The following is a 22531-nucleotide window of genomic DNA, read 5'->3' as shown; positions in this document are numbered from 1 at the left end:
CCCCTATTGTCTCGACGATGGGCGCTACAACCTGTAAATGGTTAGCCCTCAAAAAGAACCTCCCTGGCAATTTTCTCGACCACCTCATCAATGCCATGACCTTTGGCGCAATTGGTGAGCAGTATTGGCTTGCCACCTCGAACCTCTTCACCTTCCATCAACATCCGTTCGATATTTACACCCACATAGGGTGCTAAATCCGTTTTATTGATGATCAACAAATCGCACTGCATGACACCTAGCCCGCGTTTGCGTGGAATATCATCGCCGCCTGCGACATCAATGACGAATAACCAATAATCAACGAGATCAAGTGAAAAAGAAGAAGCCAAATTATCACCGCCACTTTCAATCAGGATGAGATCCAGATTTCCATATTTCTCATCCAGAAAATCAGCCGCCTGGATGTTCATCGTTGGATCTTCACGGATAGCGGTATGAGGACAGGCACCAGTTTCGACTGCCATCACCCGGTCAGGTGAAATCAGTCCGCTGCGTTGAATCCTGATTGCGTCCTCTTTAGTCACTAAATCATTGGTGATGACAGCGAGTTGGGTGCCTCTTGCAATAAATCGTGGAATAAGTTGCTCAAGTAAGGCTGTTTTACCCGACCCAACGGGACCGCCAATGCCGACCCTGGCGGCCCCCTTATGTGGTTTGACAGTTTCTGTATTCATCTGAACATATACCTTTGCGCCAATGGGAGTTTCGTTGAAGGCTCACAAGTGATTGGAACGCCATCAATTGAGACCTGAAAGGTTTGAGAGTTGACACTGATATTAGGCAAGGTCTTGTTGTGAAGCATATTGGACTTATTGATTTTTCTGGTGCCATACGATGGAAGCAGGCCTTTTTTGAGCCCTAACTTGTCGGACAGACCAGCCTCTATTGCCAAAGGATTGACAAAGTTAAAGCTCAACTGACTTGGCGCGCCACCAAAAGCGCCCCATTGTGGACGCATAATGACTGGTTCACAGGTCATTAGTGATGCAGCACTATCCCCCATGGGAGACCAGACTATGAAACCGCCTTTCACGACTAACTCAGGTTTGATGCCAAAAAATGCAGGGCGCCATAAAACGATATCCGCAATTTTTCCACTTTCTAATGAGCCAACATGTTCATCGATCCCAAACGCGCGTGCTGCGTTAATCGTATATTTAGCGATGTACCTTTTGATCCGCTCGTTATCCCCAATTCGGGAGGTTTCCTCGGCTAAACGGCCGCGCTGGTCTTTCATCTTGCTTGCCAACTGCCAGGTTCTACAAACTACTTCGTTGATACGCCCCATGCCTTGACTGTCAGAGCCCAGCATAGAGATGGCGCCCATATCATGTAAAACATCCTCAGCCGCGATTGTTTGAGCTCGAATGCGGCTCTCAGCAAAGGCCACATCTTCTGGAATGGATGGGTTCAGATGATGGCAAACCATAATCATATCCAGGTGCTCATCGAAGGTATTGATGGTGTAAGGATTGGTGGGGTTAGTAGAAGAAGGTAAGCAGTTCAGCTCCCCGACGACTTTGATGATGTCAGGTGCATGCCCACCACCAGCGCCTTCCGTATGGTACATGTGTATTGTTCTACCCTTGACCGCTGCCAATGAGTCTTCAAGAAAACCACTTTCATTTAAAGTGTCTGAATGAAGGCAAACTTGGAAGTCGAGTTCATCCGCAACAGAGAGGCAAGTGTCGATGACAGCGGGCATCGCGCCCCAGTCTTCATGAATTTTCAGCCCAAAACAACCGCCTGAAAGTTGATCGTATATTGATTGAGGGTTGGAAGAGCTTCTCCCCAAGAATCCAAAGTTGATTGGCCAATGCTCACTGGATTGATGCATTTTGCCAACATTCCACTCCCCGGCACTGTCAATACCGACTGTAATCGGCCCTAGTGACCCACCTATGAGGGTTGTCAGGCCAGAACTAAGGGCGTGCTCGCAAAGTTGTGCGCTGTCAAAATGAACGTGAACATCAATGCCTCCAGGCGTGGCAATGAGCCCTTCACCATCCCGCACCGTGGTCGCTGCGCCAATCACCAAGTCATTATCTACGCCATCCATAATGGCGGGGTTACCGGCCTTGCCAATCTTGACTATTTTCCCGGCTTTAATCCCAATGTCCCCTTTAACGATGCCGAGTACTGGATCAATAATCACCACATTTGAGATCAACATATCTAATGATCCGGATGCGCTATCAAACCCCGGCGCCATTCCAAGTCCATCACGGAGCGTTTTGCCGCCGCCATGCAAACACTCATCCCCTGGGAATCCAAAATCTTTTTCGATTTCAGCGAGCAGTGAGGTATCTCCAAGTCGAACAGCATCGCCAACAGTTGGGCCGTACATTGCTGCATATTCTTTACGCGTGATCTTTGCCATCTCTTACGCACCTTTAAAGTTTGATTGACGTGCACGCTCTAAAGCGACCTCTAGTAGTTCTTCATTTTTTGTAGAACCATTGGTCAAGTTGTTTAAACCATATACTTCTGCTTTACCGCCAAAAGCGACAAGGGTCACCACTTTGCTTTCACCGGGCTCAAAACGCACTGCGGTACCAGCTGGGATGTCGAGATGCATTCCAAAAGATAATCTACGCTCAAAATCCAGGGCTCGATTAGCCTCGAAAAAGTGATAATGGCTGCCAATTTGGATAGGCCTATCTCCAGTATTCACAGCTTTCAATGAAACCTGTTTTCTACCGGCGTTAATTTCAATGTCTCCATCGGCTGCAATGATTTCACCAGGAACAATTTCATCCTCTGGCGCTCGCTTGAGTTTTCCTGGCCGGATTGGATCGTGCACGGTAACGAGTTTTGTCCCATCAGGGAAAACAGGCTCCACCTGAATCATCGTGACCATGGCTTCCACGCCTGGCATGACATCGTCAGTCGTCAGAATCTGTGAGCCATAACTAATGAGCTCGGCCACGGAACGTCCGTCTCTTGCCCCTTCCATAATTTCGTCAGCAATAATGGCAATCGCCTCAGGGTGGTTCAACTTTAGGCCTCGCTCCCTTCTTCTACGCGCCAACTGAGCTGCATTGAATATTGCAAAGCGCTCCATTTCTACGGGTGTTAGTAACATTCATTTTCTCCCTCAATGTATGCCATCAATTAAAAAACAATCTTGAATCTGCTGTTTCATGCCGCATCACAGCAATGTCTGTTTCAGGTATATACGAATGAAGTTCTTCAAGCTGGACCAAGGGTTGCGAGAGCAAATGAGAGGAAATCTCATGCATGTTCTTGATGATGATCTGGCTATCAACATAGCCAATCAGACCCAGCCTGATGGCTGCACTGACGAAGGCTGAACAAAAACTATATCCAGACAACACGGCTGCCTGATGCTCGGTTAAACCGACCCCAAACCACAGCAAACCTTGAACTGCCGAGAGTTGCCCAGGCGCTTTTAGGCTTTTGACGAGTTTCTTGTATTCTTCTGCATGCGGCGTGCCTAATTTTGCATGCGTGGTTAACAAGCCAGAACCAGCACGTTCAGCCCCTGTTCTAAACTCCTTAGTAAGCGATAAAACATGTAGCTCTTTATCCACGCGAGCAACAGCTTCTAAATCCCCTCTAGCCCGGTATGCAGCGATGAGGCCTGGCAATTCACAGGTGATCCAACGACCTCTTAACTGACCCTCGATATAGGTATTTAAATCAAACGAAGATTGAATTGTTTTTTCATTGCAGAGCGTCTCCAATCCCCAGGAAAAGGAAGTTGCTCCTGAAGGAAAGAAGCTGTCTGCATGCTGCAGAGTGATGAATAGGGAATCACTACTCATACACCAACTCAATTTTCACATCCGAAATAAAATGAAAAATGCGCTCGATGTATCTTTCCTTTGGACCATTCAACATGATTCTCAAAATATCGCCCTCAAAATCCACTTTCCAGTGCATATTCCCGCAGAAATAGCCAACCTCAAGGGCAGCCGCTACGCTAGTTGGGCGCAAGCAAAGATATTCAACTTTAGCCATTTGAACGACGATCGCTTTTTTGTCTTCAAGGAGAAGTACAGCCCCGTTGGACAACATCTCATTTCTGGAAAGCTGAATCGCACACTCCGTGCCTTTATCCGTCTTCATCCGCAGTCGGTGCCTCAGAACATCGTCCTTATTCAGTACCAAGTGTTCAACAACGCCATGGTGATTTAAATCGTGTAACTGCTCAGCGACTCCCTGATCAGTCGAGTTAGCAATGATTTTATTTAGTACGAGCATTCATCTGTTCCCTTAAGCTTGATAAGTACAGCTATGTAAATTTTGAGCAAAAAAAAGCCCTGTTCAGTCAATAAACTGACTGAACAGGGCTTTCCTAGCCATACACTAAACCGGCAACATTGGCGATTTGTGTAGAATTAACAAACTATATTCAAACTATTCTCAAATACTTTCATTGTCAACATTTTTGTGTTTTGCTTTGAATAATTTCCATAAAACCCGTCATCGTCGGCTTGGTCACACCGACTTTTCTACTAGGTCAGTCGTCAATGAACTGAGATCATCCTGCCGTATCAATAACCTCATTACCCACCAGCGCAGTCTAAATATCGGAGGCTATACGCAAAATACTGACAAAACAAAATACCAGCCAGATTTTTCAGCGAATATGGTTTCAAAACCAAGGCATGCCTGGTCAAACATTCAGCGCTTTTCTCAAGTTTGGCTGACTTGTGTCGTAATTCAATTGTAGACAATACTTTTATGAGCATGCCATGTCCATTTCTATTTCGATGTCCGCTGTGAGCACTCAAATGACCAGTACAGCCAGCACGAGCGGCAGCAGCCAGTCGGCCATAGAAGCACTGCAGAAAAAGCTGACCTCCCTGCAAAAAGACCTGAAGGAAGCGATGAATACGCAATCGAAAGAAGGGCAGGCCAAAGCCAAGCTCATCCAATTGCAAATCGAGGCAACGCAAGCACAACTGGACCAACTTATCCGGCAAAAACAGGAAACGGCAGAAAAGCAGAAGCAGACAGAAGGCTCTTCAACGCTCAACCAGAACAACCAGGCGCCTGCCAAGCAGAAACTCTCAATGATAGACGAATATGTTTAAACTGTTTTCGGCCCTCAGCTTTGGTGGTCGGGCCTGGCATTACCTATAAAAAAGCCCTGTTCATTTCAACAGGGCTTTTTTATCGCCAGAAGGCAAGTACTCACCACTTACGTGTCATCACCGCTTAAGCTTTCATGGAATTGATATCAATCACAAAACGATATTTCACATCACTCTTGAGCATGCGCTCGTAAGCATCATTGATATAGTTGGCATCGATCATCTCGACATCACTGACGATATTATGTTTGCCACAGAAATCCAGCATTTCCTGGGTTTCCGCAATGCCGCCTATTAGTGACCCGGCGACATGACGGCGTTGCGTGATCAGGTTGGCGCCATGGACGTCAACCGGGTCCAGCGGACCGACCAGCACGATAGTTTTATCCCGCTTGAGCAAGCCAATATAAGGGTTCAGGTCATGCGCAACCGGCACCGTGTCAATAATCAAATCAAAACTGGAAGCATGCTTGGCCAGGTCTTCGGCTTGTGTGGAGATCAGCACCTCATGCGCCCCCAGCTTGGTCGCATCAGCGGCCTTGCTGGCCGAAGTGGTGATCATCACCACATGCGCGCCCATCGCGGCCGCCAGCTTGACGCCCATGTGCCCCAAGCCGCCCAGGCCGATAATGCCGACTTTCTGGCCGGGCTGCACCTGCCAGTGTTTCAATGGCGAATACAAGGTAATGCCGGCACAGAGCAAGGGAGCCACGGCCTTGGTATCCAGGTTTTCCGGCACGCTGACCACAAAGTGTTCATCAACGGTAATCCGCTCGGCATAGCCACCAAAGGTCAGGCCGCCATGCTTGGGATCTTTGGCGTTGTAAGTGAATACCGTGTGGTCACAGTATTGCTCTTCGCCTTCATCGCAGGCCTCACAGTGACGGCACGAATCCACCATGCAACCGACCCCCACCAATTGCCCAGGCTTGAACTTGCTCACTTGCGTGCCGACCTGCCGCACGCGGCCGACAATTTCATGTCCTGGCACCATGGGATACAGTGAACCGCCACCCCATTCATTGCGCGCCTGGTGAATATCCGAATGGCAAATCCCGCAGTACTCGATATCGATGAGCACATCGTTAGGACCGGGTTCCCGGCGATCTATACTCATAGGGGCAACGGGCGAGGTTGCATTTTGTACGCCGTAGGCTGCAGTTTTCATCGCATCTCCATGTCTTTTTGTTCAACTAAATGTTCCGCGGCCAAAGTCGTCCGCAGTCTGATCAACAGTCTAAACAAGCGTACGTCATCCGGCTTGCCTGCTTTTCTCAAATCGTTGCCTATTCCTCTCGGATGTTCTGACAGGCCGCATAGACGCTATTGCTGAACGGTCACATAAGCATAGTCCCGTTGATTGCCAATAAATTCCCCTGGTGAAGTGATCAAGGCACTACGGACTGCACTCACCTCTTCCATCGGGCTGCGGCCAAACATGCGCTTGAATTCACGGCTAAACTGCGAAGCGCTCTCATACCCCACCTTGGTCGCCGCCAGCGTGGCATTCATACCGTCTTGCACCATCAACAACCTGGCTTTGTGCAGCCGCGTTTTTTTCAAATACTGGATAGGCGAAGTGGCCGTGACATCGCGAAAGGCGGCATGAAACGACGGCACACTCATGGCAGAGACCGCCGCCAGAGTGTCCACATTGAGGGCGTTGGCATATTCGGCATGAATCAGGCGCAAGGCTTTGCTGATGCGGCCCAAATTGCTGTGCGTGCTATGCGCGGCCAGGATGGCAGAAGATTGCGCCGAGGTGAGCAGCCGGTAATGAATCTCGCGGATAATCGCCTGGCCAAGCACGGCAGCCTCCGTTTTGGATTGCAGGCACTCCAGTAATCGCACCACTGCATTGGAGAGTTGTTTGTCCAGCGCGGTAGAAATAATGCCGCTTTTGCCATTCACCTGCATCGGCGTTGTGTGCTCCAGGCTCATTAATAACTCTGAGATCACCGATAAGTTAATCCGGATAGAAATGGCCAGTAGTGGCTCGTCTGGGGAGGCGATGGTTTCGCTTTCAAACGGCAACGGCACTGACAGAATCAGAAACTGCTGCGGGTTATACTGGTAGACCTCACCGCCTAGGTAACCCACTTTTCTGCCCTGGCAGACAAACACAATACTGGGTTCGTAAAACACTGGGCTGCGTGCAATCGACCGGTTCCAGCGCATGAGTTTGACGCCATCGAGTGCGGTCAGGGTAAATCCCTCTTTGGGCGTCAGTGCCGAGAGTAGAGAAATAGTCCGTTCCTTGTCGTGCGCATGCCAGCATTCATTATTCATAATATCCCCGGTTGATTGAATAATCAGGCATTGATATTACTACCAAATAGCAATAAGCAGCATATCCAAAATAGGAATAGGCAATCATTTCATATTTTTAAACTTTGCAGGGCTTGCGCAAGTGCTTACACTGGCTGAGCTAGGTATATTGGTTTAAATATTTGTAGAGAAGAGGATATCCGTGATGAAAAAAAGATTAATCACCTGCCTGTTGGGCGCTGTGCTTGCGACAGCGGCGAATGCATCCTGGGCAGATATCAATGATGTACGTGCCAATTTAAACAAACTGCATCTGCCGGATGGCTTTCAGATTGATGTGTATGCCGAGGTGCCGGGGGCCCGCCAGATGGCGCTGGGCACCAATGGCAATGTGTATGTCGGTACGCGTGGCAACCATGTGTATGCCATCGTCGATAAAAACAAGGATCACAAGGCTGACCAGGTGGTCAGCATTCTGGACGATCTCAAGGTTGGCAATGGCGTAGCCATGGTGGATGGCCATTTATATGTGGCCGAGCAGCATCGCATCACACGCTATGCCGCCCCAGACTTTGACCTCACGCTGCCGTTTAAGGCCATGCGTGAAGTCGTGTATGAACAACTGCCGGACAAGGCGCATCACGGTTGGCGCTATCTGGCGGTGGGGCCGGACAAGAAGCTATATGTGACCATAGGCGCGCCATGCAATATCTGTGACCCGACAGGTCACGAGGCCTCAATTATCCGCATCAATGCCGATGGCAGTCAGGTGGAAACGTTTGCCAAAGGCGTGCGTAACTCGGTCGGCATGGATTTTCAGCCAGGCACCCAAACCCTGTTCTTCACTGACAATGGCGTCGATCTGCTCGGACCTGATATCCCGCATGACGAACTTAATGCAGCGCCTAAAGCCGGGCTGCATTTTGGTTTTCCCTATTTTGCAGGCGGCGATACACGCGATCCCAACTGGAAAAACAAAACGCCGCCCGCTGAGGTGACCAAGCCTGTTGCAGAATTCCAGGCGCACAGCGCCAATCTGGGCTTCAAGTTTTACACAGGCAAGCAATTCCCTGCCGAGTATCAGGGCAATGCGGTGATTGCCCAGCATGGCTCGTGGAACCGCAAGGTGCCGGTTGGCTACCAGTTGGTGCGCGTGACTTTTGATGCTCAGCACCAGGTCAAGGAAACCAAGCCATTTATTGATGGCTGGCTCACTGCGGATGGCGAAGTCTGGGGCCGCCCGACGGATGTTCTACAGCTTGCGGATGGTTCGTTGCTGGTCTCGGACGATTACAATGGCGTGATTTACCGGGTCAGCTACACCGGTAAAGTAAGTGCGTCAGGCGTGAACGCCAACACCGCCAACACACTGAGCGGATTCGCCATGCCTGAATCCGTCTTTGCCAGCCCGGACGGCACCCTGTATGTGTCTGAAATCGGTGAATTTGGTAAAGCAGGCGATGGCAAAATCACGCGCATTGCGGCAGACGGCACGCGTACCACACTGGCAGAAGGCCTGAATGACCCCAAAGGGCTGGATCTGTTTAACGGCCAACTTTATGTGGCGGATAATGATCGCGTGGTGCGGATTGACACCAGCAACGGCAAGCAGACCGTAGTCGCTGCACCCAGTGCCTTCCCACAAAAACCAGTGTTCCTGAACGATATCGAGATTGACGGCTTAGGCAATGTCTACATCTCTGACAGTGGCGATGACAACGGCAAGGGCGCGGGGATTTTCAAGCTCACGCCTGAGGGTAAGGTCACGCAAGTGCTCAAGGCCAATGCCGGGATCAAACGCCCCAATGGTTTGCTCATGGATGGTCCTAACCGTTTGCTGGTCGCAGACTTTGGCACAGGCAAATTGTTCAGTGTTCAACTGGGTGGCAGCAAGCCGGTAGTGACGCTACTGAACCAGGGCTTTGGTGGTGCAGATGGCCTGATCCGCGACGCCTACGGCATGCTGTATGTTAGTGACTGGGCGGGCGGCAACGTCTGGCAACTCAGTGACCCCAAAGCGACGCCGCAACGCATCATCCAGGGCTATCAGTCAGCAGCCGATATCAGCCTCTCCGCGGATGGCAAATCGCTACTGATCCCTGACATGAAAGCCGGCTTGCTCTATCGTATGCCCATTCATTAAATAGACGTCTCAGCGTTAGGCATAAAAGCCCGGGATCTCCCGGGCTTTTTTTATTCCACAAGCCATGCGCTCTATGTCAAAATGCAACACACAGGCCCGCCGCTGGCAGCCTCAAACTCGAAAAATTTATTTTGTTTGGAGACGTCGATGAATAAACTGGTGATTGCTATGTTGCTGTCTTGTGTCTGTTTTTCTGTTCAGGCTGGCACGCAACAAGAAAAAATGAAAACCTGTAACGCCGATGCAAAAGCCAAGGCCTTGGCCGGCGATGAACGCAAAGCATTCATGAAACAATGCCTGTCCGCAGAGGGCGCCAGCTCAGGGTTGACCGCGCAACAGGAAAAAATGAAAACCTGTAACGCCGACGCTAAAACCAAAGCGCTCAAAGGCGATGAGCGTAAAGCATTTATGAAATCCTGCCTGTCCGCCAGTTAAGCGGCCACTTGCAAAAAAAGCCTGTGTTTTACACAGGCTTTTTTGTTGCTTCTGCGATGCGCTAAACGTCGGCGCATGCCACTGCTTGGCAAAATTCTGCCGCTGTAAGGCTTAAGTAAGTGATCCGCTGCATGATACGAGATTATTTTATCCGTGGATCATTGCTGAGGTTTGGCCCGTGCGCGTCAAAAAATCTCCTTACCTGTTCGCTTATAGCGCCTGGGATATCATCCCTGTCCTTGCCGGTTGCCTGCATTTTCTGTTTTTTGCATGGATGATTTCCAGCTTTCATAGTTTGGCGCTGTGGCAAAAATGCGTGGTGGGACTGATCTATGCCTTTAGTATTTCGTGGAATGTGAATAGTGTTTCCCACAATTTTATTCACAATGCCTACTTCAAATCTGCCCTGCTCAACCGACTGTTCAGCTTGATGGAATCAGTCACCATGGGCTTCTCGCAAACCATGTATGACTATGTCCACCGGCAACATCACATCGGCAACAATGACCGCAAAGGTGCCGATGGCGAGACCATAGACTGGATCTCCATTTATCGGCATGGCGAGCATGGTCAAGCCGAGCATCCACTCAAATACTCGCTGCTGAGTTATTTCCGTGATGATCCCAAACGCATCTACGGTTTGATTAAAAAACATAGCCAGGCATTGGCTTATTTTGCGGTGTTTGAAGTCGTCGTGGTCACCTTGATGATCGTGGGCTTTTTGCTGTGGGATTGGCAATTCGGGCTGTTCTTCGTGTTCTTTTATTACCTGGGCCATTCGCTGACGGCCATGAATGGCTACTATGAGCACGCCGGCGCCAACCCGGACTTGCCAATTGCCTGGGGTGTCAGCTGCTATAACAAACTCTATAACTGGTTGTGGTTAAACAATGGCTATCACGCCGAACATCACTACCGGCCCAAGCATCACTGGACACAGATGCATGCCTTGCACACAGAAATTGCCGAGAAACAAAAACAAGCCGGGGTCAAGGTGATCCCTTGGCCACACCCGATTGGATTTATGATGGAATGGATGAAGGAACAATAAATGGCCGCCAAAAACAAGCCAGGCTTTCTATTTGCCTACTCTTACTGGGATGTGATCCCCGTTGTGTTCGGAATACTGCATTTTGCCTATTTGATTGGCATGTTTCTATGGTTTGACCGCCTGCCCTGGTACGCCAATGTGCTACTGGGGCTGGTCTATGCCATCAGCATTTCATGGAACATCAATGGCATCTCGCATAACTTCATCCACAACCCCTACTTCGAGTCTGAGTTCCTGAACCGGATATTCAGCCTGCTGGAGTCTGTGACCATGGTCTTCTCGCAAACCTTTTATGATGCCGTGCATAAACGCCATCATATCGGTAACAGCGACCGGCCGGATGCCAATGGCGACACCATAGACTGGCTCTCAATTTACCGCTATGGCAGCAACGGTGAGCCTGAGAATGTCTGGGCGTATACCTTCAAAAGTTATTTCAGGGACGACCCGGCGGAAATCTACCGGGAAATTAAAAAACGTAATCCTGGCCTGGCGCGCTTTGGTGTGTTTGAAATCCTCTGCTCCATCCTGCTGGTGCTGGTCGGTTTTGTGCTGAACTGGAAATTCATGCTGTTTATGGTGCCGTTTTATTACCTTGGTCACTGCCTGTCTTCGCTCAACGGCTGGTATGAGCACTGGCGCGGCAATCCTGACCTGCCGATTGCCTGGGGGGTCAGCAGCTACAGCAAGCTTTACAACCTGATCTGGTTTAACAATGGCTATCATGCCGAGCACCATTACCGTCCCAAGCACCACTGGACCAAAATGCATGAACTGCATTTGCAAATTGCTGACAAACAGAAAGAGGCCGGCGTGCATGTGATTACCTGGTCGCATGGTCTGGGCTTCTTGCAACCCAAGTAGTCGGATCACCCAGGCATCGTGGCATGGTGCCAGTGATCGTCATGGAAACTTTTAAAGCCCGGTGCCTGCTTTAAGGGTCTATGCCCGACTTTGCGACACCTGCCCTCGCCTGGTGACAGTAATCTCTCGCTCAATGATTCATACCAAGGAGTATTTCATGCAAACCCTATCCCGCTTGCTGCTCAGCCTCTCGCCTTTTTTATTGGCCTCCTGCAGTCAAATACCTTTCATGCAGCAGACTTCTGCGCACGCCACGCTGGAAGCCAAATCCGACTCAAAGGTCACCGGCGATGTAGACCTGATTCAACAGGGCACGAAAGTACTGTTGATTGCCCGTGTGGCGGGCTTGACGCCCAACTCCATACACGGCTTTCATATTCATGAGAAAGGCGATTGCTCTGCGGCGGATGCTTCGAGTGCAGGCGGGCACTTCAATCCCGATGCACATCCACATGCCTCGCAAGCAACGCCTAGCCATCATTTTGGCGACCTTCCTAACCTGAAAGCAGACAACACTGGCCATGCCATTTACCGCGCTACGCTGGAGAATGCCAGCCTGGCTGAAGGGGCACATGCACTGATTGGACATGCGATGATTCTTCATCGCGATGCTGACGATTATGTGACTCAGCCAGCGGGCAATGCGGGGCCAAGAATCGCGTGTGGCGTGATTAAATAACGGGCTAAAAGCACAGTGCCGATACGGGAGCTATCCGCATCGGCACTGTGGCTTTGATTTTAAACGCTGTTAGTTTTTAGATGAGGTAATGATCCAGTAACAGCGCGGCAAAAATCAAGCTCAGGTAGAGGATGGAATACTTGAAGGTGGTTTTAGCCAGCGCATCTGAATACTGTCGGTAGAGGCTGACCACATAATACATAAACACTGCATTGAGCAGCACGGCGGACAACAGGTAGAGCCAGCCACTCATGCCGAGGCCGTAAGGCATCAGCGACACCACCACCAGAATCACGGTATACAAGACAATATGCAACAGTGTGAACCGCTCACCATGGGTGACCGGTAACATGGGCATGCCGACTTTGGCGTATTCTTCGCGGCGATACAAAGCCAGCGCCCAAAAGTGCGGAGGCGTCCAGGCAAAAATAATCAAAAACATCACCAGCGACTCTGGCGAGACGGTATTGTTGACTGCTGCCCAACCCAGAATCGGCGGCATGGCGCCAGAAGCGCCGCCAATCACAATATTCATCGGGGTAGCGGGTTTGAGAAACACCGTGTAAATCACCGCATAGCCGACAAATGTAGCTAAGGTCAGCCACATGGTGAGCGGGTTTACCCAGTAATAGAGGATGCTCAACCCTACCCCGCCCAGCACGCTGGCAAACAGCAAGGTCTCCATTTGCGATAACTGGCCGGTAGGCAATGGGCGTGCGCGCGTACGCGCCATCATGGCATCAATCTTATACTCGATCAGGCAATTGAATGCCGCGGCAGCCCCAGATGCGAAAGCAATGCCCACCGTGGCGGCCACCAGCACAGTGACCGGCACCATACCCGGCGTGGCCATAAACATGCCTATCATGGCGGTAAAGACGATCAGCGCAGTGACGCGCGGTTTACATAAGGCATAAAAGTGCCGCAAGCCCATTTTTGCAGCGGCCATGTGTGTGATCCATGCTGTTTGCATCGCATACTCCCCCTTGTTTTAATCTAATGAATGCTTCAATCTGGCATTAATGGCGACCAGGCATATTCCGAGCAGCGCAGCCCCGGCGTTATGCATGACCGCCAGCACTAACGGTAACTGCAAAATCAGGTTGGCAATCCCCAATGCAATCTGACCCAACACGAGCATCAGCAAGCAGGCAGGCAACCAACGCGGCATGGCTGATTGCCACAACAGCTTGACGCTGACCATGAGCCATACAAACACCAGCAGTGCCCCTAACCGATGCACCCATTGGATGGCCGTTAATGCATTCAGGTGCAGCTGTCCGCCCTCCCGGCTTTCACCCAAGGCCCGAGTCAAATGAAACGCCTCGCCCACATCCATGTCTGGCCACCAGGCGCCATGACAGGTGGGAAAGTCCGTACAGGCCAGGGCCGCATAATTACTGCTGGTCCAGCCCCCCAGTAGCACCTGCAGTATCCAGACCAGCAAAGCCAGTTGCAACCAGCGCAATTGCCACGGCCTGATCGCGATGCGCTGGCTGACAACATGCCGGCATGCGATCCAGCTTAAGACAGCCAAGGTCGTCATGCCGCCCAGCAAATGTAAAGTCACTATCATGGGTTTCAGCAACAAAGTCACCGTCCACATACCTAGCAACGCTTGCAACACAATCAAGCCGATCAATCCCACCGAGAGCTGCCATGTGGTGTGCAAGAATTGCCTTTGCCTGTAAGCCAATACACCAAGCAGCAATACCAACAGGCCCAAGCTGCCAGCCAGATAGCGATGTGCCATTTCCTTCCAGGCTTTGGCATGTTGCAGTGGTTTATCCGGATAGGCCTGTTGCGCAGACGCGATCGCCGCCTCACTTTGCGGCACGGTGAGCGCACCATAACAACCCGGCCAGTCTGGGCAGCCCAAGCCGGCATCAGAGAGCCGGACATAAGCCCCTAGCACCACCACACAAAAGGCCACCATCGCCGCCAGCACACTTAAGCGTTTAAACATCGACTATCCAGCCCAAGAAGCTTTTAACAATTTGACCAAGTCCTTGCGTATCCACTTGGCTTCCATCTCTGGCCCGTACTGCATCATGATATTGCCGAGCGGGTCAATAAAATACACGCGGTGGGCATCCAGCGTATTCTGTCCACCACCGCTTAATAGCCCACCCAATTCTGCAACTTGCTGCGTTTCTCCATTAATAATCAGCAAATCAGGATAACGTGCACGGATCTCTGTGGTATCGGCCTGTTGCGTGATGAGCACCCGTTGCACGCGGATCATGTCTTTATACAAGGAGACATAAATCTGCCTGAGGTCGTACAGCCGCTGCATACAAGCGCTGTCGCACTCCCGTGCGATAAACACCATGTTCCATTTGTCTTGCCAGAAGGTGGGCAGTGCTTGCTGCCTGTCGCTGACCCAGTGCGTCGCATGTGCAATCGAGACCGGCGGATGAATGAGCTGACCATGACTTTTACCGCTGGGTCGCCAGTCAAACTTGAACATCGCGACCACGACGAGCAGCGGCACTGTAAAAAATACCGCCAGCAGAAAAAATACCCTGCGGCCTTTGCGCTGCTGGACCGGGTCCAAAACCACCTCTGTCAACTGTTCCTGCATGATCAAGACCGCTTTTCTATCATTTGATAAAGACCAATCATAAAACTCGCCAAGGCAAACCCAAACCACTGATAGGCATAACTCATATGCTTTTCAATTTGCCCGCCAGGCACTTCCCATACTCTAACGAATCCGGCAGGCATTGCTGGATCTAGTTTGAGGATGACATTTGCAAACGAAAAAGGCACATGCTGCCGTAAGTAGGAAAAATCGATTACAGGTTGCACCGGCTGCCAGCTTGAGCCCGCTTTATCCAACCGGAATCCGGTTTTGCTTTGTTGCCAGAACATCCCCCGGATGACTTGCTCTGCTTCAGGGGTCTGAATCTCGGGGATTTTTTGATGATCTGCAAAACCGGGCACCCAACCACGATTCACCCAAATAAGATGCTTCTGGTCATGCAGTAAAAACGGTGTGATGACAGCAAATCCGGCCTGCCCTTCAACCACCTGGTTATCCAGAAAAAAACTGTATTGTGGTAGATAGCGGCCGCTAATCATCACTGTCTGCAAGTGCAGGGCCTCAACATGACTGGGAATATCCAGCGCTTGTGCGCGCAGCTCCACGGCATCGCCATGCGGTTTCAATGCCAGCATAATCGCCTGTTTTTGCTCAGCCTTATGCCACTGCCACAGGCCCAAGCGCAGACAACTCCAGATTGCCACCACCATCACAGCCACCACCATCCAGCGCAGACGAAAAACATAATTTCCCAAGGGTATTTGCATTTTTTTGCTTACAGCCCATAATGCCATCACGTTACCGAGAGATCACATCATGTTAATTAAAATTGCCACCATTTTGATACTGATCGTCATTATTGGCAGCCTGTTTTCTGCCCTGCTTTTTTTACTCAAAGACAAACGCGGATCAGACCGTACGGTTAAAGCACTTACCCTGCGTATTGGTCTGTCTATCTTCCTGTTTCTGGCACTGGTCATCGCCGCACATTTTGGCTACGTGGGCCATACGCTTTAATCCAGAACGATGGAATCACCAGACTAAAAAGGGCGCTGTTTGCGCCCTTTTTAACCATCAGAGCATGTAAACAAAGATATACAAACCGAGCCAAACCACATCCACAAAGTGCCAATACCAAGCCACGCCTTCAAACCCGAAGTGGTGCTCGGGAGTAAAGTGACCGCGAATGCTGCGTAACCAGATCACAATCAGCATGAGGGTGCCAATGGTAACGTGAAAGCCATGGAAACCGGTTAACATGAAGAAGGTCGCACCATAGGCGCCTGACTTCAGCGTCAGTCCCATTTCGGTATAAGCATGGTGATACTCGGCTGCCTGGCAGCACAAGAAGGTCACCCCCAGTGCAATCGTCAGGAACAGCCCTACAATCAGTTGTTTGCGGTTATTTTTGATCAAGCCCCAGTGTGCCCAGGTAATGGTCGCACCAGAACTCAACAACAACAAGGTATTGATCAGTGGCAGGCCACTCCAAGTCATGGGGTGAAAGGCGGTGTTTGGTTGATAGGTCTCCCCCAGAACCGTTCCGCCAGGCCCCTGTGATGGCCAAGTACTTAAAAAGTCCTTGTAAGGCGTAATGTCTGGCGCGTAAGAAGCCAGATCAGGCACCGACAACACGCGCATATAAAACAATGCTCCGAAGAACGCCGCAAAAAAAGCCACCTCAGAGCAAATGAACACGATCATGCCAATACGGAAAGATTTGTCTTCCCATTTTTTATACTGGCCGGTGACACTTTCAGTGACAACTGTACTTAACCATTTGAACATCATGGCCAGCACAATCGCCAGGCCCAGATACATCATGTACTTGCCCGGGGTAGCGAGGTAGGACAAGGCCGGATTTTTCATAGACCCATCCAGCCGCGTGTCCGAGCCGGTAACATTAAAGACAAAGCCACTCGCCATCGACAGCAACCCGACTGAAATCAATGCCGGGTAGATACTGCCGTGCGGGACAAAATAGTGATTTTCTGAATGACTAGCCATGCATTAACTCCCTATCCTTTGATCGTGTTACTCATATTATTTATTGCTGACTTGCCGGAAAAAACGAATACGACAAGGTCATTTCTTGTACATCTTTGGGCAGTTCGGCACTGACGAAGAATCGCAGTGGCAATGCCTTCACCTCACCCGGTTTTAACGATTGCCTGACAAAGCAGAAACACTCTATTTTTTTCAAGTGGGCCGATGCTTTGCCTGGGGTCACACTGGGAATGGCCTGCCCGACCACCTCCTCATTGGTAATGTTTTTTGCCTCAAACATGACCGTAGTGACTTGGCCAGGATGCACGACCACACTGTTTTGCTTGGGATAAAAATTCCACCCCAATCCAGGCATCACCGATGACACAAACTGCACGGTGACTTCCCGCTTTAAATCTACAACTGCTTTTGTGGCTGTTTCCGCCGTATTTTTGGTTTTGCCATTGAGCCCGGTCACAGAACAAATGACGTCATACAATGGCACCAAGGCAAAGGCAAACAACAGCGCACCGACGATGATCCACACCAATTTAAAAGCCAATTTTCGATTGGCTTCTACCTGATCTTGTTTTAATGCCATAACTGTTTCAACAACTGGTTTACTTCCAGATCGTAAACATCGAAATCAGGTACCAGAGAATTGCTACCGCAGCGAGCAGCCATGCAATTTTCCTGTTATTAGACTGCTTGGGATCACTCAAAATACGTCAACCTTAAAACAAAGCCAATCAACCAAAAAACTGGATTGACTGGCTTTTTTAGCATTTATTTAACCACCGGCTGTTCAGTAAAGCTGTGATATGGCGGAGGAGATGGCAACGTCCACTCCAGGCCTTGCGCCCCTTCCCAGACACGGTCTGTTGCCTTTTTGCCACCTTTGACACAGCTGATAATGATGTAGACAAACAGCAACTGTGACAGACCCAAGGCAAATGCACCGATACTCGAAATCATATTGAATTCGGCAAACTGCAAGGCATAGTCTGGAATACGGCGCGGCATCCCGGCCAAGCCGACAAAGAACTGTGGAATAAAGGTCACATTGAATGAAATGGCTGTTAACCAGAAATGTAATTTACCCAGTTTCTCGTTATACATATGGCCTGTCATTTTTGGCAGCCAGTAGTACACGCCCGCCATAATCCCCATGATGCCACCCGCAAACAGGGTGTAATGGAAATGTGCGACCACAAAGTAACTGTTGTGATATTGCGCATCGGCAGCCACGTCTGCGAGCACCAGACCAGTCAGACCACCCACGCCAAACAGAATAATCCAGCCGACCGTGAACAGCATTGGGGTTTCAAAGCTCATGGAGCCTTTCCACATGGTGCGGATCCAGCAATAGAACAGTACCGCCAACGGTAAGGAAATTGCCATGGTGCTATACATAAAGTACAGCAATGCAGGCACAGGCATACCGGCTGTAAAGAAGTGGTGCGCCCAAACAACGACCGCCAAAGCGCCAATCGCCCACAATGAATACACTTGCGCTTTATAGCCATACATAGGCTTGCGGCTGAAGGTTTGCAGAATCTGGGGGATAAAGCCCCAGACGGGCAATAGCAGAATGTAGACTTCCGGGTGACCAAAGAACCAGAACAAATGCTGGAACATAATCGGGTCACCGCCACCGGCCGCGTCAAAGAAGTGTGTACCAAAGTGACGGTCCGTCAGCAACATGGTCACTGCGCCGGCCAGTACAGGAATGGTGGCAATCAGCAAGAAAGCGGTGATCAGCCAACCCCAGGCAAACATCGGCATTTTCATCAAGGTCATGCCAGGCGCACGCATGTTGTAAATCGTCACAATAATGTTGATTGAACCTAACACAGACGAAATACCCAGCAAGTGCACCGCAAAAATGGCAAAGTCCACACCAATGCCGCCTTGCACAGACAGCGGCGGGTAAAAGGTCCAACCGGTGGCCAGCGCGCCATCACCCACACCAAACAATGCCAGAGTGAATGGCAACGTCAGCAAGATGGCGGAAGGGGGCAAAATCCAGAAGCCCCAGTTATTCAAGCGCGGTAAAGCCATGTCTGGCGCACCAATCTGCAACGGCAACATCCAGTTGGCAAATCCGGTTGCAGCCGGCATCAACGCTGCAAAAATCATGATCAGCGCATGCACGCCAATTAACTGATTAAAGAACTCGGGGTTCATCAATTGCAGTCCGGGCTTGAACAACTCGGCACGGATACCAAGAATCATGCTGCCACCAACCAGGAACATAATCAGTGAAAACGTCAGGTACATGGTCCCGATATCTTTGTGGTTTGTCGTCGTCAGCCAACGCATGATCCCGGTTGGGTGATCCTGATGCTCGTCATGATGTGCTACTGAAGTAGTACTCATAGTGCTCTCCTAAATCAATCGCTTAAATATTTATTCACGGGCTGCTTTAACTTGCGCCGGCTGCAACACGGCATCCACTGCCGCCGCGTTACCCAAGGCATTACGCTCATAGGTGATCACCGCTGCAATTTCCGTATCGTTCAAAGTTGCCTTCCAGGCGGGCATCACACCCTTGCCATTCAGCACGCGGTCAAGGTGGCTATCTTTCTGATATTTGCCATCAGAGCCAAAAATAGCGCCCGTCGCAATTTTGCTGCCGGTCAAGGCCGGGAATGCAGGCGGCAAGCCAGCCCCGGTCACCTGATGGCAGACGGCACAGTTTTTCTCGTAAACCACTTTCCCCTGCGCCACCAACTCATCCTTGGTCATTTCTTTCACATCATTCGCGGCTTTTTGCTCATCCTGTTTTTTGTTTGCCCACTGCGCAAACTCTTCTTTGGAAACCGCATTCACAACCACCGGCATATAGCCATGCCCCTTGCCACAGAGTTCTTTGCATTGGCCGCGGTAGACGCCTGGCTTCTCGACTTGCACCCAGGTTTCACGGATAAACCCAGGCACGGCCACACGTGACGAGCCAAACTGTGGCACCCACCAGTTATGCAACACATCAGAGGCCGTCATCAAAATGCGCACCTTCTCGCCGACAGGCAACACTAGCGGATTATCGACTTCAAGCAGGTAGTGCTCGCCTTTATCTTCCTCGTTATGCATTTGGCCGTTAGTCGTCGCCAGGTTGCTGACGAACTTGATGCCCTTGGCATCGCCATCAAGATACTCATATTGCCAGCGCCACTGTGACCCGGTAATTTTGATCACCATGGTCGATTGGTCTCGCGTGTCTTCCATCATCACTACGCTGTGATAGGCCGGGATACCCATGATGACAAAGTCAATCAACAGCAGGATCGCAAACGGGATCAAGGTCCAGAAAATTTCTACGGCAGTAGAGGGGGGGTTATCGGCGACAGGTTTGTAGCCTTTGCTGTGACGGTGGGTCACAATCGAGTAAATCATGATTGCCAGCACCACCACAAAAATCACGGCAGTAATCAGCATGAATTTATTATGTACGTGGAGGGTATCCAAAGCCATTGGCGTGACTGGCTCCGGAAAATTCCAGGTGTAGTCAGCATGCGCACTTAAAGACAAAAACCATGCAACCGCACCAACCCCGAGTTTCTTCATCCCTTGCATCTAATCGCTCCAAAATCCAGTTATCTAGTTTTTAGAAGTGTTCGTTTGAGATGAGAGGCCAGGGCTTCGCGTTGCGCATCATCCATGGTATCTCGACCAAACTCGACTTCTTGATTATGGGACCCTATCCACAGTGACGTCTTGCCGTTCTCACCTTCCCTGAGCGTTATACGGGTCCAGTAGCGCTGAAACCGAACGTGTTTTATTTTCCCCAACACACTTTGTTCGATTTCAATATGATCCTCAACGAAAGTGATTTTTTCGTAGTCACCGCTATGACGCAGCACCACCACAAACGCCAGAACCACCAACACCAATTCCAAGCCAGCAAATGGCAACACCATCCAGGCACCGATATGCAAAAAAGCCATGGCAATCAGCCCCGAAAACACGCCCAAACTCAGCAACAACTTCAACACACTTTCCGATGAAGCCGAGGCATTTGGCCTGGTAACGCATTGTGTTTCGCAAATAGATAACATGTTTGCCAACCCAGAATTCAGCTTGTATCAACCAAATTACGTTTAGTTACAAATTTGTTACATGTTGTAAATTAGCACAAGATAATCGCAGTGACAAGACAAAAAATGGCCGGTGCCAATGTCATCAATGTAAATTTATGAATAGCCACGCTTAACAAAAAAACACTCTCACTCTACCAATCTCACAATTGCAATCCCCCTCACAGCCCCTTAAAAACGCGGCAAAGCAATTCAAAACCTTGGTTCGGCCATCAAGATAGTTGTGCTCACCCGCACCGCAAAATGTCACTTAAAAGCACAATCAAGAAAATATTCCGGTGGGTGTTGTCACATTTTTGTTGTTGCTTAAGCCACCATTCATGATTAAGCTAAACAACTCTCGGAACAGAAATGCGCTCCGGGTGACGTGCGCAAAGCCTCAAACCTTGGCGCATTCAAAGCAGTTTTTTGTGTTGATTGATTAGAAATGCCAGTAGCGGGACCGCCGTCCACGAAAGTGTATTTTTAGTTTTAAGACCGGCCCCACTGCCAGCAGCAATGAATGATAGCCATCATTTTTGACGGGGGCCAAACACATGGGCATACAGCATATTTCAGCCAACAAAATACACGCTGACGATGAATTTTTAATTCGAAAAGTCCCAATCCAAATCATTCCAGACTGGCTACACTCCGGCGTCACTGACATTCATCTCGGTGGCCGTGCCAGCCTGTTTTATGGCATTTTTTTTGCGGCAACAGGCATTCTGTTACACACCATCTTCGCTGAAAATTACTGGCTGCTAGCCGGGCTCACTACCGGGTTTTTCCTGCTAGGACCATTTCTGGCCATGGGGCTATACGATCTGAGCAGACGCATGGAAGCTGGTGAGCCCCCCGCCCTCGCCCCCACGCTCATGGCCTGGCTACCCAACCTCATCAACATCACTCTGTTTACCGTGTTGCTGGTATGTTTGTTCTTAAGCTGGGTGCGGCTCTCCATGACCATTTTCTCGCATTACTTTCACGGTGCGCTGCCCACCTTTACCGATGTCGTCATCAATGTATTCACATTCAAACAACCGGTTTTCCTGTTAGTTTACTTTGGCACTGGCGCCTTGTTTGCCGCTGCCATTTTCAGCATCAGCGTAATTGCCATGCCCCTCATGCTAGATAGAAACACCAGCGCCTGGACCGCCGCCATTACTAGCCTGCGCACCTGCGCCCGCAACCCTATCCCCATGCTGTTCTGGGCTTTTTGTATTGTCGTGCTCATCGGATTTGGCCTGGCGACCAACTTTTTAGGTTTAATGCTGACCATGCCCGTGGTTGGGCACGCAAGTTGGCATGTCTATCGGGATTTGATTGAGGTAAAAAATTAATCCGTGAATCGCCCCGGCTGCATTAGATACTTTTTAGCCTCATACTTGAGGTTAATAGGAGTATTAAATGAGCAA

General features: G+C 50.1%; 24 protein-coding genes. 8 read left to right on the top strand and 16 right to left on the bottom strand.

What is annotated here, in order from left to right:
• Positions 1-41 precede the first annotated feature (41 nt).
• Genes ureG through ureE form a run of 5 tightly spaced genes read right to left on the bottom strand, consistent with a single transcriptional unit; the run spans position 42 to position 4230 of the window.
• Positions 42-677, bottom strand: a complete 636-nt coding sequence (gene ureG, locus Q9292_RS08880; RefSeq protein ID WP_313987034.1) for an urease accessory protein UreG — start codon at positions 675-677, stop codon at positions 42-44.
• The gene (gene ureC / locus Q9292_RS08875) at positions 674-2383 is read right to left on the bottom strand and encodes an urease subunit alpha (RefSeq protein ID WP_313987032.1); all 1710 of its coding nucleotides are present in this window, start codon (positions 2381-2383) and stop codon (positions 674-676) included. Before ureC ends, ureG begins: the two co-directional genes overlap by 4 nt.
• A gap of 3 nt (positions 2384-2386) precedes the next feature.
• The gene (locus Q9292_RS08870; protein WP_287032402.1) at positions 2387-3088 is read right to left on the bottom strand and encodes an urease subunit gamma; all 702 of its coding nucleotides are present in this window, start codon (positions 3086-3088) and stop codon (positions 2387-2389) included.
• Between the two features lie 25 nt (positions 3089-3113).
• On the bottom strand, positions 3114-3791 hold the full coding sequence (locus Q9292_RS08865) for an urease accessory protein UreF (RefSeq protein ID WP_313987028.1): 678 nt from the start codon (positions 3789-3791) through the stop codon (positions 3114-3116).
• Positions 3784-4230: an urease accessory protein UreE gene (ureE, locus tag Q9292_RS08860; RefSeq protein WP_313987026.1), complete on the bottom strand. Its 447-nt coding sequence runs from the start codon at positions 4228-4230 to the stop codon at positions 3784-3786. The genes Q9292_RS08865 and ureE overlap by 8 nt, the downstream gene beginning before the upstream one ends.
• Positions 4231-4724: 494 nt before the next feature.
• Here ureE and Q9292_RS08855 point away from each other — a divergent pair, with 494 nt between their 5' ends.
• On the top strand, positions 4725-5066 hold the full coding sequence (locus Q9292_RS08855; RefSeq protein ID WP_313987024.1) for a FlxA-like family protein: 342 nt from the start codon (positions 4725-4727) through the stop codon (positions 5064-5066).
• Positions 5067-5190: 124 nt separating this feature from the next.
• On the opposite strand, the gene Q9292_RS08850 is transcribed toward Q9292_RS08855, so the two are convergent.
• Positions 5191-6234: an NAD(P)-dependent alcohol dehydrogenase gene (locus tag Q9292_RS08850; protein ID WP_313987019.1), complete on the bottom strand. Its 1044-nt coding sequence runs from the start codon at positions 6232-6234 to the stop codon at positions 5191-5193.
• A gap of 155 nt (positions 6235-6389) precedes the next feature.
• Positions 6390-7355 (bottom strand): AraC family transcriptional regulator, encoded by a 966-nt coding sequence (locus tag Q9292_RS08845; protein WP_194749347.1) that lies wholly within the window; start codon positions 7353-7355, stop codon positions 6390-6392.
• Between the two features lie 184 nt (positions 7356-7539).
• Here Q9292_RS08845 and Q9292_RS08840 point away from each other — a divergent pair, with 184 nt between their 5' ends.
• The 5 genes from Q9292_RS08840 (at position 7540) to Q9292_RS08820 (ending at position 12506) form a co-directional block, all read left to right on the top strand.
• Positions 7540-9477 (top strand): SMP-30/gluconolactonase/LRE family protein, encoded by a 1938-nt coding sequence (locus tag Q9292_RS08840; protein ID WP_313987015.1) that lies wholly within the window; start codon positions 7540-7542, stop codon positions 9475-9477.
• A 147-nt stretch (positions 9478-9624) separates the two neighbouring features.
• Positions 9625-9912 (top strand): PsiF family protein, encoded by a 288-nt coding sequence (locus tag Q9292_RS08835; RefSeq protein WP_194749345.1) that lies wholly within the window; start codon positions 9625-9627, stop codon positions 9910-9912.
• Between the two features lie 178 nt (positions 9913-10090).
• Positions 10091-10963 (top strand): fatty acid desaturase, encoded by an 873-nt coding sequence (locus tag Q9292_RS08830; protein ID WP_313987010.1) that lies wholly within the window; start codon positions 10091-10093, stop codon positions 10961-10963.
• Positions 10964-11827: a fatty acid desaturase gene (locus tag Q9292_RS08825; RefSeq protein ID WP_313987007.1), complete on the top strand. Its 864-nt coding sequence runs from the start codon at positions 10964-10966 to the stop codon at positions 11825-11827.
• A 157-nt stretch (positions 11828-11984) separates the two neighbouring features.
• The gene (locus tag Q9292_RS08820; RefSeq protein ID WP_228518914.1) at positions 11985-12506 is read left to right on the top strand and encodes a superoxide dismutase family protein; all 522 of its coding nucleotides are present in this window, start codon (positions 11985-11987) and stop codon (positions 12504-12506) included.
• Between the two features lie 76 nt (positions 12507-12582).
• On the opposite strand, the gene cyoE is transcribed toward Q9292_RS08820, so the two are convergent.
• Genes cyoE through Q9292_RS08800 form a run of 4 tightly spaced genes read right to left on the bottom strand, consistent with a single transcriptional unit; the run spans position 12583 to position 15818 of the window.
• Entirely contained in the window at positions 12583-13479 is an 897-nt protein-coding gene (cyoE, locus tag Q9292_RS08815) for a heme o synthase (protein ID WP_194749343.1), read from the bottom strand.
• Positions 13480-13497: 18 nt separating this feature from the next.
• Positions 13498-14472 carry a COX15/CtaA family protein gene (locus Q9292_RS08810; protein ID WP_313987003.1) on the bottom strand — a complete coding sequence of 325 codons (975 nt, stop codon included), beginning with the start codon at positions 14470-14472 and terminating at the stop codon, positions 13498-13500.
• A 3-nt stretch (positions 14473-14475) separates the two neighbouring features.
• Positions 14476-15090, bottom strand: a complete 615-nt coding sequence (locus Q9292_RS08805) for a hypothetical protein (protein WP_313987000.1) — start codon at positions 15088-15090, stop codon at positions 14476-14478.
• 2 nt (positions 15091-15092) lie between these two features.
• Entirely contained in the window at positions 15093-15818 is a 726-nt protein-coding gene (locus Q9292_RS08800) for an SURF1 family protein (protein ID WP_313986997.1), read from the bottom strand.
• 49 nt (positions 15819-15867) lie between these two features.
• Here Q9292_RS08800 and Q9292_RS08795 point away from each other — a divergent pair, with 49 nt between their 5' ends.
• Entirely contained in the window at positions 15868-16068 is a 201-nt protein-coding gene (locus Q9292_RS08795) for a twin transmembrane helix small protein (protein WP_194749339.1), read from the top strand.
• Between the two features lie 57 nt (positions 16069-16125).
• Here the strand turns inward: Q9292_RS08795 and Q9292_RS08790 are convergent, their stop codons facing one another.
• The 5 genes from Q9292_RS08790 to Q9292_RS08770 form a co-directional block, all read right to left on the bottom strand.
• Positions 16126-17058 (bottom strand): cytochrome c oxidase subunit 3, encoded by a 933-nt coding sequence (locus Q9292_RS08790; RefSeq protein ID WP_275356679.1) that lies wholly within the window; start codon positions 17056-17058, stop codon positions 16126-16128.
• A gap of 40 nt (positions 17059-17098) precedes the next feature.
• Positions 17099-17638 carry a cytochrome c oxidase assembly protein gene (locus Q9292_RS08785; protein WP_194749337.1) on the bottom strand — a complete coding sequence of 180 codons (540 nt, stop codon included), beginning with the start codon at positions 17636-17638 and terminating at the stop codon, positions 17099-17101.
• 185 nt (positions 17639-17823) lie between these two features.
• Positions 17824-19416: a cytochrome c oxidase subunit I gene (gene ctaD / locus Q9292_RS08780; RefSeq protein ID WP_313986990.1), complete on the bottom strand. Its 1593-nt coding sequence runs from the start codon at positions 19414-19416 to the stop codon at positions 17824-17826.
• A gap of 30 nt (positions 19417-19446) precedes the next feature.
• Positions 19447-20613 carry a cytochrome c oxidase subunit II gene (coxB, locus tag Q9292_RS08775; RefSeq protein ID WP_194749335.1) on the bottom strand — a complete coding sequence of 389 codons (1167 nt, stop codon included), beginning with the start codon at positions 20611-20613 and terminating at the stop codon, positions 19447-19449.
• 20 nt (positions 20614-20633) lie between these two features.
• Complete coding sequence (locus Q9292_RS08770) at positions 20634-21095, bottom strand: DUF2244 domain-containing protein (protein WP_313986986.1); 462 nt, start codon at positions 21093-21095, stop codon at positions 20634-20636.
• Positions 21096-21670: 575 nt separating this feature from the next.
• On the opposite strand from Q9292_RS08770, the gene Q9292_RS08765 reads away from it, so the two are divergent.
• Positions 21671-22456 (top strand): DUF2189 domain-containing protein, encoded by a 786-nt coding sequence (locus Q9292_RS08765; RefSeq protein ID WP_313986984.1) that lies wholly within the window; start codon positions 21671-21673, stop codon positions 22454-22456.
• Positions 22457-22531: the final 75 nt, after the last annotated feature.

This window comes from Methylophilus sp. VKM B-3414 (genome assembly GCF_032248435.1).
GTDB classification, from domain to species: domain Bacteria; phylum Pseudomonadota; class Gammaproteobacteria; order Burkholderiales; family Methylophilaceae; genus Methylophilus; species Methylophilus glucosoxydans.
Note: the sequence above shows the minus strand (reverse complement) of the source record. Positions and strands in the feature narration are given on the sequence as shown.